Below are 14,667 nucleotides of genomic sequence, written 5' to 3'. Positions count from 1 at the left end.
TCTGGCTTTTCAACCTTCCTCCCCAACGCCCCATCCACCGATGTCCCTTTCCCTGCCTATTACGTCCGTGCCCATCCGTACTCCGCAGCGGGTAGCCGAAATATCCTGGTTTGATGACCTCTGCGGCGGCGACACGCAGTACCTAAGTGTGCTCGACGGGGCCTACCGCAGCTCCTGGGCCCACTGCCGCGACATCGTGCTGAAATCGGAGCAGTTAGGGTACTCCAACATCTTGCTACCCACTTCTTATACTGTAGGGCAGGATGTCATGACATTTGCTGCCGGCATGGCCCCGCAGACCTCGCGCATCAACCTGCTCACCGCCATCCGTACCGGCGAGATTCACCCGCCTATGCTGGCCCGGGCCCTGGCCTCGCTCGACCACATGCTGGAGGGCCGGCTCACCATTAACATCATCAACTCCGATTTGCCCGGCCTGCGCGAAGTGCCCGAACTGCGGTACCAGCGCTGCGCCGAAACCATCCAGATTTTGCGTCAGGCCTGGACCCAGGAACGCATTGTACACCGGGGCGAGCTGTACCAGTTTGATATGCCCTCGGACCCGGCCAAGCCCTACCAGCAGAATGGTGGCCCACTGCTGTATTTCGGGGGGACTTCGGAGGGTGCCCGCGCCGTGTGCGCCGAGTACTGCGACATGTTTCTGATGTGGCCCGAAACTGAGGAAATGCTTTACGAAACCATGCAGGATCTGAGCGCCCGCGCCGCTGCCCACGGCCGCCAGATCGATTTTGGCCTGCGCATCCATGTTATCGTGCGCGAAACCGAGGAGGAGGCCCGGGCCTACGCCCGGAAGCTGATGTCGAAATTTGATCCGGTGAAAGGAGCTGAAATCAAAAGTCGGGCCCAGGACTCTTGGTCGCTGGGGGTGCACCGGCAAAATCAACTGCGCGAGCACGCCGACATGGAAGGCTTCGTGGAACCCCTGCTCTGGACCGACATCGGCAAGGCGCGCTCCGGGGCCGGTGGGGCCCTCGTCGGCAACCCGGACCAGATTGTGGAAAAGCTTAACCGCTACATGGACATGGGCTTCCGGGCCTTTATCTTTTCGGGCTACCCTTTGCTCGACGAGGCCGACTATTTTGCCCGCTACGTACTGCCGCGCCTGCCCAACGTGTCTATGCCCGATTTGCAGGGTCGCCGGCCAGCTACTACGCCAGTCACACCGCTCACCACAGCTCCGCTTAAGTAGCTATATTCAACCAGCCTGCAAGGCTGTAGCTGCATGGCTTTCAGCAGCTACGCTTGCCAAGCGGTGTTTTCTCACGCTCCTTTTCATACTTCTCATGAAAAATCTACTATACAGCGCACTGCTGTTGCTGCCCGGCCTGGCGCAGGCCCCCGCCGAAAACTTCGTGGTGAAAGGCCGCGTGGGTGCCAAAGCCGGCATTTCAAAGGCTTACCTGGGTTACTCACTCAACAAAGTCTGGACTACGGACTCAGCGGTGGTAAAAAAGGGCCGTTTTGAGTTCAAGGGCACGCTACCCGAGCCAAGCCGCGCCTCGCTCACCTTCGCCCACAACGGCACGCCGTTCAAGAAATCCAAGGATAGTAACCGGCAGTTCTTTTATTTGGAAAAAGGCACTATTACCGTCACCACGCCGGATTCGGCCAAGCGCATCGTGGTACGCGGCACGTCCCTTAACGACGAAAATGCGAAGCTGACAGCTGCCCTGAAACCTTTGGACGACCGGTACGAGGCCATCATCACAGAATACCGGGTCCAGCCCGAAGCCACGCGCAAAGACGCGGCGTATCTCAAGCAGCTCGAAGCCAAGATCGACCCCATTGAAGCTGAGCAAAAAAAGATTCGGACTGACTACGTGAAGTCGCACCCCGATACGCGCTTCAGCCTGTTTGTTCTGCAGGATGCCGGCGGCTCGGTGCCTGAAGTGGGGCCCTACGCCGCGCTGTTCCAGGGCTTGAGCGCCACCGTGCGCAACTCGCCGCGCGGTCAGCGTATTGACGAGCAAATTAAGCGCCTGCAAAAAGTAGCTGTAGGCGCTACTGCCCCCGACTTCACCCAAAACACCCCCGACAACGTACCGGTTAAGCTCTCCAACTTGCGCGGCAAATACGTGCTCATCGATTTCTGGGCCAGCTGGTGCGGCCCCTGCCGCCAGGAAAATCCTAATGTGGTAAAGGCGTACAATCAGTTCAAAGACAAAGGCTTCACCATTCTTGGTGTGTCGCTTGATAGGGAGGGTGCGCGCGAAGCGTGGCTGCGCGCCATCGAGAAAGATGGGCTGACCTGGACGCACGTCTCGGACCTGAAGTTTTGGAACAACGCCGTAGCCCAGGAGTATGGCGTGCAAGCCATTCCGCAAAACTTCCTACTCGACCCGCAGGGCAAAATTGTGGCCACTAACCTGCGCGGTGAGGCGCTGCAAACCACCCTCAATCAGCTATTGAACAAGGTTAACTAAAACGCTTCTACCATAATCTACACACCGCAATGCCGCGGCTGCCCTCCATGTTAAGCAGCCGTGGCGTTGCGGTGTCCTCATAACTAGGTATATGCATTCTGCTTTTTCACAGCAATACGCTCTAGTTCGCGGCGTCCCCGAAGTGACGGTTTGTTTGCTTACTGAGTAGCCTACTTAAAACGAGTAATTGTCCGAAAAAGCGACGGTTTACGAACAGTCTGACCGGCCATGAAAACGCCCCCGAAAACGCGGTTTTTGAGGCGTTTTTTATACCCTTTTCTGGACAGATAATCGTGTTCACAAACTGAGTCCTTTCTAGACGGGGTTTTGTAGGTTTATGCCAACTCAGATAAAATGCTCCTTATGACTTATTCCTACGTTTTCGATTGGAAGCTCTTTCTTGAATACTTAAAGGTGTTCATATCATTTCCCTTCGTTGTCTTGGTATTAGTAGGGCTTTTTTTTACCCTTTACAAAAGGCCGCTTGTTGCACTACTAGGGCGTATGAAAGAAGCGAGCATAGGAGGGGGAAAAGCAACATTTGATTCTGAGCTGTATCAGAAGCAAATGTTGCTTTTTGAGGAAAAGCAGGAGGCTGTGAATGCAGTTATTCAACGCATGCCTGAAGGAGAGGAGAAACTGGCACTGCAGCAACTCCAGGAGCAAGCAAAGGAAATGGCCCGTCAGGAGGCAATAATTTCTAGTTTAAGGAATGAGATAAAAGAGGTCTCACCCCCTGTATTCAATTTGCAAGAGTTTGAACGGCTTGGCCCGATGATGCTCGGTGCTTCGAATATGGCCTCAATCCAATGGGGTTTTGAGAGAACAATTACTAATGCAGTAAATCAGGCTAAGTCTGAAGTTAAATTTGAGGAAGGGAATAAAGAAAGTTTTTACAGATTGAAGGAAAAAACCGATGTAATTGTTGATCGTTGCCTTAATCTCCATCCTGCATTTATTCACTATTACGGCAAAGGCATAGTTGAAAAAATGGTTAGAATGGCTGTTGTCAGCAGGATCGAGGCCCTTAAGGATTTACAGTCTTGAAAGTAGCCATCTATGCCCGCGTAAGTACCCGCGACAAAGACCAGGACAACGAGAACCAGCTGCGTGAGCTGCGGGCCTTCGCCGAGCGCAAGGGGTACTCTGTCTATCAAGAGTACACCGACCAGGAAAGCGGGGGCAAAGCGGATCGGCCGCAGTTTCAGCAGTTGTTCCTAGACGCGCACCAGCGCCGCTTCGACGTGGTGATATTCTGGGCCTTAGACCGCTTTAGCCGGGAGGGTGTCGTCGAAATACTCAACCACCTGCAGAAGCTTTCGGCCGCAGGCGTACAATTTCTATCCTTTACCGCGAGCAGTACCTAGACAGCACGGGTATGTTCAAGGAGGCCATTATTGGTATACTAGAAGCTATTGCCAAGTAGGAGCGGGTGCGGCTCGGGGAGCGAACTAAAGCCGGCATGGCCAAGGCCGTGGCCAAGGGTAAGGTGGTGGGGCGCCCAACGCTGATAGCCGGCGTGAGCATGTGCTGCGGCTTAAGGCCACCGATAATACCAAGGCGGGCCAGCGCGGCGGGGCTGCTGCTACGGCGCCCAATGCCAGCGCTACGGCTACCACTGAGAAAGGAGGCACCCCGTGGTGGGTGTATGCCCTCCTCATCTGTGGAGGGGTGGTAGGTGGTTGGTTGCTGCGAGGTAAAGCCTGTGGGTGGAGCTGGTTGCCCAGTTGGGCGCGGCCGGGTTAGGCTGTCATATTTTCTGTCAAAAAAGCCCCGACGTATGCCGGGGCTTTTTCGTTTCTTCGTTTATGCCCATCCCTAGCTTCTACGCCTTCAACCTACTGCCAGTACAGACGCAAATCGGCATTGTGGTATTCGAGGGCACCTTCCTCTGCAACCGCTTGGGCGGGAAAGGCGACTACATCAATCTCTACCACCTGGGCGACTTCTTTGCCGAGCTCTACTACGATGCCGAGATGAACGTGCTGCACAACTGCCGCAGCTTTCGTAGCGCCTCGCAGTTGGAGGCCTACACCCACCTGATTGCTTTACCTGAGTTGTAGCCTTTGGCTGGCCTCAATGCCTTTGATGCCATACACCTGACGTAGCAGTAACGACACCTCCACTTCTTCTATCGAGAGCTGGCCACGTACATACTGTTCTAATAGATGACGCTCGTATGCATCTGGGGCCAGGGGCGTCCCCTTTGTAAGTGTAAGCGCCATGCGCACATATCTGCTTCGTCCTTCTCGTGTCAACATACCGGGCTATACGCAAGGAGGCACCCGATTCTGTGGTGAATAAATACGGAATCTATCCCACATTTACCCTGAATTTTGTGGTTACAACACGCAGGTGGGTACCTGCATACAGAGCTAATTATGGTATTGCGGGACACCCAACGCCTTTTCACAATCGGCAGTCCCTAAAGCATAGGTTTTATATAGAAATATAGCTAGATAATAACCGGTATCTTTAAGGATGCAGCACCGTTTCATGTCCACGGAGCGGCTTTGCAGCATGGGTGTTCTCCCGTTTCATCTGTTTCGATTCCTGCCTCTGGCTGCACAGATTGAGCTTACGCTGCTAGAAGGCACCTATTTAGGCGCTCGTACTGGGCCGCTAAATACCGAGATTCAGTTGTATCTCATGAAGGATTTTTTTGTGGAAGTGAGCTACGATAGAATTGTACAGGTGTACTACCACTGCAAAGCGTTCCAGGATAAAGCACTGCTCATCGCCTATGCTGACTCGGTGGACCTGTCGGCTTTTCTCTAGTAGTGAGTAGTCTGCTATCATCAAGCGCAGCACAACAAGTAGTTGGTCGTAGATAGCAGCCACTGGTTACCGTTTCGGTTAAAAGGCCGGCTGGCCAAACGTGCGCAGCTCATCCTGGTAGTAGCAATCCCAGTGCCCATCATCCAGCTGGTACACGGCAGCGGAGTAGCCATCGGGTTGCGGCACCAGACCACGCCACAGAACGGTGAATACTTTCTTGCGTCCGGGCATCACCACCAGAGCGCCTTTCTCGAACCAGTATGGGTAGCTCATTGAGGGTAGGAGAGAGGGCAGGCAAATAGTATTTCACACACTACGTCACACACTGAAAACACAAAACCCCGATTTCAAGCTGAAATCGGGGTTTTGCAGGTGTGTAGTGGTCACGTAGGGAGTCGAACCCCAAACCTTCTGATTCGTAGTCAGATGCTCTATCCAATTGAGCTACGCAACCATTTTTACCATTTCGGGAGCGTTTCTCCGTTTTGGTTGTGCAAAGATAGAGGGTAAAAACCGGGCGGTGCAAGCTGGTGGTGAAAAAAACTGCTTAAATGCCGAGCGAAAGACTGCAAGATGCTGAAATTCAGTTGAAATTTTTTTCCTCTTTTTCGGCTCCTTGCGCCAAAACTCGTTTCAAAGCTTGGGTAAATAGGAAGTATAGCCCAAACAGTGACACTGCCATCAGGACGACTACCAGTACCTTCCCCGCCGTGCCCGTATCAGGGTCCTGAATCAACTGCAACACATCCTGCGCTTTGGTACCCAGCCAGTAAAAAAACAGGGTGCGGGGCAGCATACCCACTACTGAGGCCGTGAGAAATTGCCGTTTGGGTACACCTACCACCGTGAGAATAAAGGTGATGAGGGCAAACGGCAACACTGGCGAAAGGCGCGTCAGCAGTACTAGCCGCCAACTGTCACGGCGTAGCTCGTGCATAATGGCGTGGGCCTTCGGAAACCGCTCCAGCAAGCTAATCAGCTTGCCTTGGTCTAAAGAGTGGGCAATGAGGTAGCCCCCGTAAGCCGCCAGCATGTAAGTAAGCAGCATGCCAATGAACCCCGGCCAGCCGAAGAAAAAGGCGGTTACCAGCACCACCACGGTAGTATGCGTGAGAGAAAGCGTCATGGTGCAGGCCACTACCACGAAGTAAAGCAGCATCTGCCAAGCAGAAGGATGCACCAGCCATTGTTGATTTTCGTGTAGGGTCCAGGCTAGTACACTGTCGCCGGCCAGTGGCAGCACGGTGAGTAATACTAGTGAAACCAGGGTGGACTTATTCTGAGAAAGAAGCTCTTTGAAAAAGGACATAGGCAGCAAACAAACGGGCCGGCATTGGCAGGCCGGCCCGAAGGTATGAACGTAATGATGGGGCGTAAGGCTACGCTTCCGGCTCCGGAGAAGGCCCTTCCAGGGCAGGCTGCCCTTTTTCGTCGGGGGTGCGGCCGCCGAAAAAGCGCCGGATGGCTGTCCAGGCACCGGCTACCAGGGCCAACAGAACTTTCCAGAATTTCAGCACCAAGGCGAAGAAGCCCACCTTGGCGAGTACTTTGCCGGCAACCAGCCCGCCAATGCCGTAGGCCGCTACATCGTCGAGGTCGGGGTTGAAATCGGCGTAACGCAGGCCTTTGGCAAAGGCTACGCTCTGAATCACGGCCGGGATGGTACTTTTGATTTCCGGGAGCTGGCTTGGCGTGCCAACGGCGTTCAAATTGAGCACGCCCTTCCGGCCCAGCAGGCGCACATTGTAGTTGAGCGTGCTGATTTCTTCGCGGCCAAATCGTAGCTCTTTGGCCCAGTGCAGCACGTTCAGGCCTTTGTCGTAGTAGGGCTTGGCAGCCCAGCCTACCAGCATTACCGGCTCATAGCCGGCTTCAATACGCTCCTTATTGCTTTCCTCCGTGTCTTCCTGCATTTCCTTCAGCAGGTCATCGTAATTGATGTCGGCCGCATCGTCGTCCTTCACATAGCCCATGCCTTCGTACTGCAGCACGAAAGCCCAGTTATTATCGCTCAGGGGGCCACGGTCGGCCGGGAACAGCATGCCCAGCGACTCCCCATCGGGGTTACCCCAAATCTGGGTTAGCAGACGCTTGCTCTGGTCGGCATCGAGGTAGCGGAAACCCCTGGGCACCGTCAGGTCGCCCAGACTTTCGGGTAGCTTCACCAGGCCAGTCTGGTAGTGAAACGTTGCGTTGATGGAATCCACTACCGCTTTTTGCCGGGCAGCCGAGTCGGCGGCTGTGGGCAGGGTAGGAGTGGCCTGGGAGCTGAGGTGGGCCACCAACAAGGTGGCTAGGAGTAGTAGTTTTTTCAAGCTGCTACGGGATAAAGGTTATGGATAAATTGTACATCGAAAGATACTTGGAGGCACTACTGCTGTCCAAGCCAACACGGTGGCTTTCCAGGAAAAACACAGGAAGTTCCCGTGCTGATGCCAAGGTGCAGTTTGGCTGTGCGGCTCTCGGGAAAGCCTCCTACCTTTGCCCGCCGGGCATCCATCCAGCCCGTACTCAACGCCCTACGATATGAAATTCGGAACCAAAGCCATTCACGCTGGCGTGCGCCCCGACCCCGAAACCGGGGCCATTATGACGCCCATCTACCAGACCTCAACCTACGTGCAACGCTCGCCTGGCGACCATAACGGCTTCGAATACTCCCGCACGCACAACCCCACCCGCACCCAGCTGCAGGACGCCCTGGCGGCCCTCGATAACGGCAAGCACGGGCTGGCGTTTGCTTCCGGTATGGCGGCCATCGACTGCATTGTGAAGCTGCTGCAACCCGGCGACGAGGTAATCAGCACCAACGACCTGTACGGGGGCTCCTACCGCCTGTTCACGAAGGTGTACGCCACCTACGGCATCAAATTTCACTTTGTGCCCATGCACGACATGACGGCCGTGGAAGCCGCCGTAACAGAGCGTACCAAGCTGATTTGGGTGGAAACACCTACCAACCCGCTGCTCAACATCATTGATATTGCCGCTGCCTCGGCTGTGGCCAAGAAAGCAGGTGCCCTGCTGGTAGTGGATAATACCTTCAGCACGCCTTACCTGCAGACGCCGCTGGAGCTGGGCGCCGATATGGTGATGTACTCACTGACCAAGTACATGGCCGGCCACTCCGATACCGTAATGGGTGCCGTGGTGGTAAACGACGACGAGCTGCACCAGCGCCTGAGCTTCTACCAGAATGCCTGCGGTGGTACGCCCGGTCCCCAAGACTGCTTCCTAGTGCTACGCGGCCTCAAAACCCTGCACGTGCGCATGCAGCGCCACTGCGAAAACGGCCGCAAAGTAGCCGAGTACCTCAAGGCCCACCCCAAAGTGGAGAAAGTGTACTGGCCCGGTTTCCAGGACCACCCCAACCACGCCGTAGCGGCCCAGCAAATGCGTGACTTTGGTGGCATGATTTCCTTCGTGCTGAAAGGCGACCGGAAAGAGGACGCCGTGGCCTGCCTGGAAAAGTTTCAGCTGTTTTCCCTGGCCGAAAGCCTGGGCGGCGTGGAAAGCCTCTCGGGCCACCCCGCTACCATGACGCACGCCAGCATCCCGGCTGAGGAGCGGCGCAAAGCCGGCTTGTCCGACTCGCTGATTCGCCTGAGCGTGGGCATTGAGGATGTGGAGGACCTTATTGAAGATCTGAAGCAAGCCATTGGCTAGCTAGCTGGCTTATGCTGGTAATTGCCAGGCGCCCCCGAAACGAACAGTTTTGGGGGCGTTTTGCGTTGGTAGCATGCGGCTGAAACCAGGCAATCTGCTTGGGGCGGCCAGCCGTATGTGCCAGGGTTAAATTACTGCTAATGCTGTTTCATTTTCGTTGTGTCTGGCTGCTGCTATTGGTGTTGCTAGGCTGTACGGAGCCAACCTCCGCGCCCGCGCCCAATCCGGTTACGCCCGCCCCGGTGCCTACCACCCCGGCCAATCCGGTAAGCTACTTGGCCCTGGGCGACTCCTACACCATTGGGCAGAGTGTGCCGGCCTCCGACCGGTGGGGTGTGCAACTGGCGCAGCTGGCCCAGGCTGAAGGTGTGCAAACCCCCGACATTATTGCCCAAACCGGCTGGACGACCGGGGAGCTGCAGCAGGCCATTGCGGCGGCCAATGTGCAGAAAACCTACGGGCTGGTGTCGTTGATGATAGGCGTGAACAATCAGTACCGTAGCTTGCCGCTGGATACGTACCGTACCGAGTTTCGGCAACTGCTGCAAACCGCCATTCAGTTTGCTGGGGGCCGGCCCCGGCGCGTGTTTGTCCTGTCCATTCCCGACTGGGGGCAGACTCCGGCCGGTCGGGGCTACCCCCAGGCCCGCATTAGTCAGGAAATTGACCAGTTCAACGCCGTAGCCCGCGAGGAATGCTCGAAAGTGACGGTGGAGTTCGTGGACATTACCGACCTGACCCGTAACACCAACTTCGACCCCACCCAGTTTGCCCCGGATGGGCTGCATTACTCGGGCCTGCATATGCGCCAGTGGGCTACCCGCGCGCTGCCCGTGGTGCGGGAGCTGGTGAAATAAAAAGTTTGGTAACTCAGCGGCAAGCTGGGTCAAGCATATTATGCTGTAAATCAGGGGGTAGTTGGCTAAATATTCTGATTGTTTTTCCGTATGAAACAGGTCTGCCCTCGGGCCGAAGACGGTAAAATAGCTGGAATGGCAAACAAAATCTGCCGCCACCTGTAGTACACGCACCTGACCCGAAAGCTGCCGGCTTCGGGGACGTTTTTAGTTTTGTCGCGTGAAAAATTACCTCTCAGCCGCCCTTGCTTTGCAGGAAAGCCGGTTGATAACAGCCCGCTTGTCCTCTGCCACCTCTGCTCACCTCGTTTTTGGGGTAGGAGCGGGGTGCTGTTGCTGTTGTTGAGAGTTGTCTTGGCCGGATTGTGCTATTCGGGCCGTTTTCACCGCATCCTGCTTTTTCTGAGCTGAACGCTACCGGCCGGGTACCGGCGTGGTGCGTATGCCGCCTGAAAGGCGCGTAGAAAAAACCTCCCTTTCGTGTTGCTGACCCGTGGTTGCTAACCGGTAATCGGCTTTCCTGTTGCAGGAAGCGGATCTAGCTGGCGTGTTGGTTGCTGTTGTTTGACTTTGCCTCCGGGCCCCGCATGGCTGGCCGGGGCGGCAAGAATTTCTTTTTTTTCTTCTTGTGATGAAACACCTATTCTCCCCTCGTTTGGGGCTGGTAACGGCGTTGTCGTTGACCAGCTTTACTGCCGTTGCCCAACAAGTGGGCGTATCGGGGCGCGTGACCAATGCCGCTGGTGAGGGCCAGCCCGGCGTAACGGTGCTGGAGCGCGGCACCAGCAACGGCACCAGCACCGACGCCGACGGTCGGTACCGCCTGGAAGTTTCGCCCACCGCCACGCTGGTTTTCTCCGCTATTGGGGCTACCACCCAGCAACTACCTCTCAATGGCCGCACCAGCCTGGATGTACGCCTGCAGGACAATGAAACGGCTCTGAACGAAGTAGTGGTAACCGGCTCCCGAGCCACGGAGGGCCGCTCCAACATCCTAACTACTTCGCCCGTCGATGTTATTTCGGCCCGAGAAATCAAGGCCTACGCTCAAACGGACGTCACCCAGATTCTTACCTACATTGCCCCATCGTTCCAGAGCACGCGCCAGACCGTAACCGACGGCACCGACTTCGTGGACCCCGCCACCCTGCGCGGCCTGGGCCCCGACCAGGTGCTGGTGCTGGTAAACGGCAAGCGCCGCCACACTTCGGCCCTGGTAAACATCAATGGTACGCCCGGCCGCGGCTCGGTGGGTACGGATATGAACGTCATTCCGCCGGCCGCCATCAAGCGCATTGAGGTGCTGCGCGAGGGCGCGGCCGCCCAGTACGGCTCCGATGCCATTGCCGGCGTCATCAACATCCAGCTCAAGGACGATACCACTGGTGTGCAGGCCAGCAGCACCGTGGGCCAGACGGTGGAAGGCGACGGAGAGCTGTTTCAGGCCGATGCCAACGCCGGTTTCGGGCTGGGCCGCCGGGGCTTTGTGAATGTGAGCGGACAGTTCAGCAACCGCAGCTACCTGGACCGCAGCCGCCCCGATACGGCCCCGCTGATTTACTTGGGCAGCAACGGCAACTATCCCAGCGGCCTCTCCGATCAGCAGAAGCGCGACCTGAAAGCTCATGATGATGCCTTGGTAGCGGAGCGGGGCTTCAACCGCCGCGACATTCGGGTGGGCAGCTCCGACGTGCGCACCTACGGGGGCTTCGTGAATGCCGCCTACACGGTAGCACCCGCCCTCAACATGGAAGCGTACGTGGCGGGCGGCCTCACGCGCCGCACCGGCCGGGCCGGGGCCCTGTACCGCTTACCCAACCAGGCCACCCAGAGCGACCTGACGATTTATCCGAATGGCTACCTGCCCTTTATCAACAGCATCGTGGATGATGCTTCGCTGATTATGGGCCTGCGGGGCACGGTGCTGGGCTTCGCGGCTGATTTGAGCAACACCTACGGCCGCAACAGCCTGCGCTACGACGTCACGAACACGCTCAACGCCTCTTTGCCCCAAGGCACCAGCCCCACGGAATTCTATGCCGGTACGCTCACCTTCCAGCAGAACACTGTGAACTTGGGCTTCTCGCGCAAGTTTACCAGCGTGCCCACCCTGAGCACCCTGAACGTGGCCTTCGGGGGTGAGTTCCGGACGGATATGTTTGAGATTGAAGCCGGAGAAGAAGGGTCTTATCTGGCCGGTACCCGCACCGTAAACGGGGCCCGCGCCGCTTTCGGGGCCCAAGGCTTCCCCGGCTATAAGCCTCAGGACGCCGCCAGCCACACCCGTATTAACGTGGCCGGCTACGTGGATCTGGAAAGCGACATCACCGAAAAGCTGCTGGTGAGCGTGGCCGGCCGGGCCGAGCGGTATTCTGATTTCGGCAACAACGTGAGCGGCAAGCTGGCCGCCCGCTACAGCATTCTGCCCGACCTGGCCGTGCGCGGCAACCTCGGCAACGGCTTCCGGGCCCCGTCCTTGCAGCAGCGCTACTTCACCAACTCCAGCACCCAGTTTACCAGTGGGGAATTGCGCGAGGTACTCACCACCAACAACGACGACCCCCTGACCCGGGCCTTCGGCATTGGCTCCCTGAAGCAGGAAAAATCGAAGAACTACAGCCTGGGCCTCACGGCGCGGGTGCTCCGCACGATTACCCTGACGGTGGATGCCTACCAGATTGATATCCGGGACCGGATTGTGCTCAGCAGCCAGTTCAACCGTAGTAACGCCGCCGTTAACCAGATTCTGGGCACGCTGCCGGTGCAGGGCATCCAGTTTTTCGCCAACGCCGTGAACACCCGCACCCGCGGCCTGGATATAGTGGCTAATGAGCGCCTACAGCTGAGCGCCGACAGCCGCCTGACCCTCACGGCGGCGGCCAACTTCAATGAAACGAAGGTGCGCAGCTTCAACAGTTCGCCCTTCATTGATGCCAACCCCAGCCTGCAGAATACCTTGTTTGACCGCGCCCAGCGGGCCCGCCTCGAAAACGGTCAGCCCCGCAGCAAAATCAACCTCAGTGCCGACTACGGCTACAAAATCTTCAGTGTGAACCTGCGCACCGTGCGCTTCGGGGAAATCCAGACCAAGGATGCCAACCCCGACCGGTCCTTCATCGACCAGACCTTCTCGGCCAAGTGGGTAACGGATTTGGTGCTCAGCGCTCAGGTAATCAAGAATGTAGGCGTGAGCATCGGGGTAAACAACCTGTTCAACGTCTATCCGGACCGGCTCTACCAGGACCCCAACAACAACGAGCAAAGCCTGACCTATTCCACGCTGGACGCCACCAACCGGGGCCGCTTCCCCTATAGCTCCAACCAGTTCGGCTACAGCGGCGCCTTTTATTTCGGCCGCGTAAATGTGTCGTTCTAACGGCTGGATGGCTTTTCGGCTGAACACAAGACGGCCGGCTTCCTGTGCAGGAAGCCGGCCGTTTTGTTTCTAATGATGTAGCGTTACTCGCGCAGCAACCGGAACTGCTGCTGTCCATCGGCGGTGCGGGCTATGTACAGGCTTGGTGCCAGTGCGGCTGTAGGTTGCCACTGTACGCTGCCATCGGGGCGGCTGGTAAGGTGGGCTACTGCGCGGCCCAGGCCATCGAATACCGTGATACGCTGCGTGCCGGGTTTATCCAAGGAAAACTGCACCTGCTCACGGAATGGAGTGGGGTAGGCGCTTCGTAACGGCCCTTTAGCTGTGACTGAACCTGTGATTACACGGTTGGTTACCTCAAACGTAATAGCCCGGATTTCTCGACCAACCTGCTGGCATAGATCATCATTTACTGTTACGGCAAACGTGTAGCGGCCCAGCGGCAATGAGGCCGATACCTGCCACGTAAAGCGCGCCTGCGTAGCAGAAATGCTTTGGATAGCGGGAAAGGTAGTAGAAGGATACAGTGCACTGTACAGCAAAGGCGCAGAGCTGCTGAAACGAAGCGGCTGCCCAACATCAGGGTCGGTAGCTGTGAGGGTCAGGTCAATGGTTTGCCCAGGGTTTACAGGAATGGGCCGCGTGAAGTCTAGAGTGGTATTCCCACGCTGCAGTGTGGTGAAACGAGGATTTCGATTGGCGCTAAAATCAGTCCGGGCTATGTAGAGAGCGTCATACTGCACACTGCCGATTTTAGTCCAGGTGCCATTCAGCCGCCGAAATTCATTGGCCTGAATAGTTACTATAAAGCTACCCTGCACAAGAGTAAACGGTACTGTTTCCAGTACCCCGGTAATAGCATCAAGCCGAAAATGCGGTGGCTGTACGAAACCTATGGCTGGCTGAGAGCAACTCTGGGTGGTAAACCCTTGCATGGGTGTCACAAACTCATAAGCAACTGAATCACCATCAGTCTCCGCCGCTTTTGCCGTAAACTGGTGGTATTGGGTTCCGTTTAGATTAAGCAAGTTTGTGGAAACGAATTCCGGCGAATTATTGAACAGTCCGTTTGAGTTGTTCAGGGTTGCCGAAATAGTACCGCTGGTATTTACCGAATTGATGATGTTAAGTATGCCGCTTTGTCGGTTTGCATTGTCAACCAGCAATGTCCATCGGTTTGGAGGTAATGTAACTACACCTGTGTAGTAATTCTTCCTGACATTGGATGAGCCGCACTGAGTAGAGCCTACTATCTCAGAACGCTGCCGGGGTATGCGCAGGATAAATCCATTCTGTTTAGCAGTAGCACACCCGGCTTCTAGATTCGGCAAGCAATTCAATATCGTTTCAGGCTCATCGGCCACATTGGGCGAAGCATCTGTGTACAAAATAACCTGCACCTCATACTGATTGGGCTGTGGAAGGTGGCGGTAGGTGATGGTACCAGCCAAGTAGTGCGTGGCATGAGCGGCAAAGCTACCGCATAGCAATAGAGCGCAGATAATCAGGCGGGGAATAAAAGGGTGCTGCATAGCTAGATAGATGT

13 protein-coding genes and 1 tRNA gene are annotated in these 14,667 nt (G+C 56.4%); 9 read left to right on the top strand and 5 right to left on the bottom strand.

Annotated elements, in window-relative coordinates; genetic code table 11:
- Positions 1 to 40 precede the first annotated feature (40 nt).
- The 6 genes from LF252_RS12765 to LF252_RS12740 all read left to right on the top strand — a co-directional run bounded on the left by LF252_RS12765 (position 41) and on the right by LF252_RS12740 (position 5,222).
- Complete coding sequence (locus LF252_RS12765; protein WP_226269979.1) at positions 41 to 1,210, top strand: LLM class flavin-dependent oxidoreductase; 1,170 nt, start codon at positions 41 to 43, stop codon at positions 1,208 to 1,210.
- A 94-nt stretch (positions 1,211 to 1,304) separates the two neighbouring features.
- A complete protein-coding gene (locus LF252_RS12760) occupies positions 1,305 to 2,444 on the top strand; it encodes a TlpA disulfide reductase family protein (RefSeq protein WP_226269978.1) in 1,140 nt (379 codons plus the stop codon).
- Between the two features lie 354 nt (positions 2,445 to 2,798).
- Positions 2,799 to 3,491, top strand: coding sequence for a hypothetical protein (locus LF252_RS12755; RefSeq protein ID WP_226269977.1), 693 nt, complete (start codon positions 2,799 to 2,801; stop codon positions 3,489 to 3,491).
- A complete protein-coding gene (locus LF252_RS12750) occupies positions 3,488 to 3,811 on the top strand; it encodes a recombinase family protein (RefSeq protein ID WP_226269976.1) in 324 nt (107 codons plus the stop codon). Before LF252_RS12755 ends, LF252_RS12750 begins: the two co-directional genes overlap by 4 nt.
- Before the next feature lie 441 nt (positions 3,812 to 4,252).
- Positions 4,253 to 4,507, top strand: coding sequence for a hypothetical protein (locus LF252_RS12745; RefSeq protein ID WP_226269975.1), 255 nt, complete (start codon positions 4,253 to 4,255; stop codon positions 4,505 to 4,507).
- 418 nt (positions 4,508 to 4,925) lie between these two features.
- Positions 4,926 to 5,222, top strand: coding sequence for a hypothetical protein (locus tag LF252_RS12740; protein ID WP_226269974.1), 297 nt, complete (start codon positions 4,926 to 4,928; stop codon positions 5,220 to 5,222).
- Between the two features lie 78 nt (positions 5,223 to 5,300).
- Here LF252_RS12740 and LF252_RS12735 read toward each other — a convergent pair whose 3' ends face one another.
- The 4 genes from LF252_RS12735 to LF252_RS12720 form a co-directional block, all read right to left on the bottom strand.
- Positions 5,301 to 5,495, bottom strand: coding sequence for a hypothetical protein (locus tag LF252_RS12735; protein ID WP_226269973.1), 195 nt, complete (start codon positions 5,493 to 5,495; stop codon positions 5,301 to 5,303).
- A 107-nt stretch (positions 5,496 to 5,602) separates the two neighbouring features.
- A tRNA-Arg gene (locus tag LF252_RS12730) sits at positions 5,603 to 5,676 on the bottom strand.
- Between the two features lie 129 nt (positions 5,677 to 5,805).
- Positions 5,806 to 6,531: a TVP38/TMEM64 family protein gene (locus LF252_RS12725; RefSeq protein WP_226269972.1), complete on the bottom strand. Its 726-nt coding sequence runs from the start codon at positions 6,529 to 6,531 to the stop codon at positions 5,806 to 5,808.
- 70 nt (positions 6,532 to 6,601) lie between these two features.
- Positions 6,602 to 7,537 (bottom strand): DUF2167 domain-containing protein, encoded by a 936-nt coding sequence (locus tag LF252_RS12720; protein ID WP_226269971.1) that lies wholly within the window; start codon positions 7,535 to 7,537, stop codon positions 6,602 to 6,604.
- Positions 7,538 to 7,748: 211 nt separating this feature from the next.
- On the opposite strand from LF252_RS12720, the gene LF252_RS12715 reads away from it, so the two are divergent.
- The 3 genes from LF252_RS12715 (at position 7,749) to LF252_RS12705 (ending at position 13,121) form a co-directional block, all read left to right on the top strand.
- Entirely contained in the window at positions 7,749 to 8,888 is a 1,140-nt protein-coding gene (locus tag LF252_RS12715) for a cystathionine gamma-synthase (protein ID WP_226269970.1), read from the top strand.
- A gap of 140 nt (positions 8,889 to 9,028) precedes the next feature.
- Positions 9,029 to 9,745 carry an SGNH/GDSL hydrolase family protein gene (locus tag LF252_RS12710; RefSeq protein WP_226269969.1) on the top strand — a complete coding sequence of 239 codons (717 nt, stop codon included), beginning with the start codon at positions 9,029 to 9,031 and terminating at the stop codon, positions 9,743 to 9,745.
- A 631-nt stretch (positions 9,746 to 10,376) separates the two neighbouring features.
- Positions 10,377 to 13,121, top strand: coding sequence for a TonB-dependent receptor (locus LF252_RS12705; protein WP_226269968.1), 2,745 nt, complete (start codon positions 10,377 to 10,379; stop codon positions 13,119 to 13,121).
- Between the two features lie 83 nt (positions 13,122 to 13,204).
- On the opposite strand, the gene LF252_RS12700 is transcribed toward LF252_RS12705, so the two are convergent.
- Positions 13,205 to 14,653, bottom strand: coding sequence for a hypothetical protein (locus tag LF252_RS12700; protein WP_226269967.1), 1,449 nt, complete (start codon positions 14,651 to 14,653; stop codon positions 13,205 to 13,207).
- Positions 14,654 to 14,667 lie beyond the last annotated feature (14 nt).

Origin of the sequence: Hymenobacter pini (assembly GCF_020421205.1) — a bacterium.
Lineage (GTDB): Bacteria > Bacteroidota > Bacteroidia > Cytophagales > Hymenobacteraceae > Hymenobacter > Hymenobacter pini.
The sequence above is the reverse complement of the archived record's forward strand: the minus strand, read 5'-3'. Positions and strand labels throughout refer to the sequence as shown.

Bases quoted from the DNA above. Each gene is read 5' to 3' on its own strand.
- LF252_RS12765 (WP_226269979.1), top strand. From the start codon at position 41: ATGTCCCTTTCCCTGCCTATTACGTCCGTGCCCATCCGTACTCCGCAG.
- LF252_RS12760 (WP_226269978.1), top strand. From the start codon at position 1,305: ATGAAAAATCTACTATACAGCGCACTGCTGTTGCTGCCCGGCCTGGCG.
- LF252_RS12755 (WP_226269977.1), top strand. From the start codon at position 2,799: ATGCTCCTTATGACTTATTCCTACGTTTTCGATTGGAAGCTCTTTCTT.
- LF252_RS12745 (WP_226269975.1), top strand. From the start codon at position 4,253: ATGCCCATCCCTAGCTTCTACGCCTTCAACCTACTGCCAGTACAGACG.
- LF252_RS12740 (WP_226269974.1), top strand. From the start codon at position 4,926: ATGCAGCACCGTTTCATGTCCACGGAGCGGCTTTGCAGCATGGGTGTT.
- LF252_RS12735 (WP_226269973.1), bottom strand. From the start codon at position 5,495: ATGAGCTACCCATACTGGTTCGAGAAAGGCGCTCTGGTGGTGATGCCC.
- LF252_RS12725 (WP_226269972.1), bottom strand. From the start codon at position 6,531: ATGTCCTTTTTCAAAGAGCTTCTTTCTCAGAATAAGTCCACCCTGGTT.
- LF252_RS12715 (WP_226269970.1), top strand. From the start codon at position 7,749: ATGAAATTCGGAACCAAAGCCATTCACGCTGGCGTGCGCCCCGACCCC.
- LF252_RS12710 (WP_226269969.1), top strand. From the start codon at position 9,029: ATGCTGTTTCATTTTCGTTGTGTCTGGCTGCTGCTATTGGTGTTGCTA.
- LF252_RS12705 (WP_226269968.1), top strand. From the start codon at position 10,377: ATGAAACACCTATTCTCCCCTCGTTTGGGGCTGGTAACGGCGTTGTCG.
- LF252_RS12700 (WP_226269967.1), bottom strand. From the start codon at position 14,653: ATGCAGCACCCTTTTATTCCCCGCCTGATTATCTGCGCTCTATTGCTA.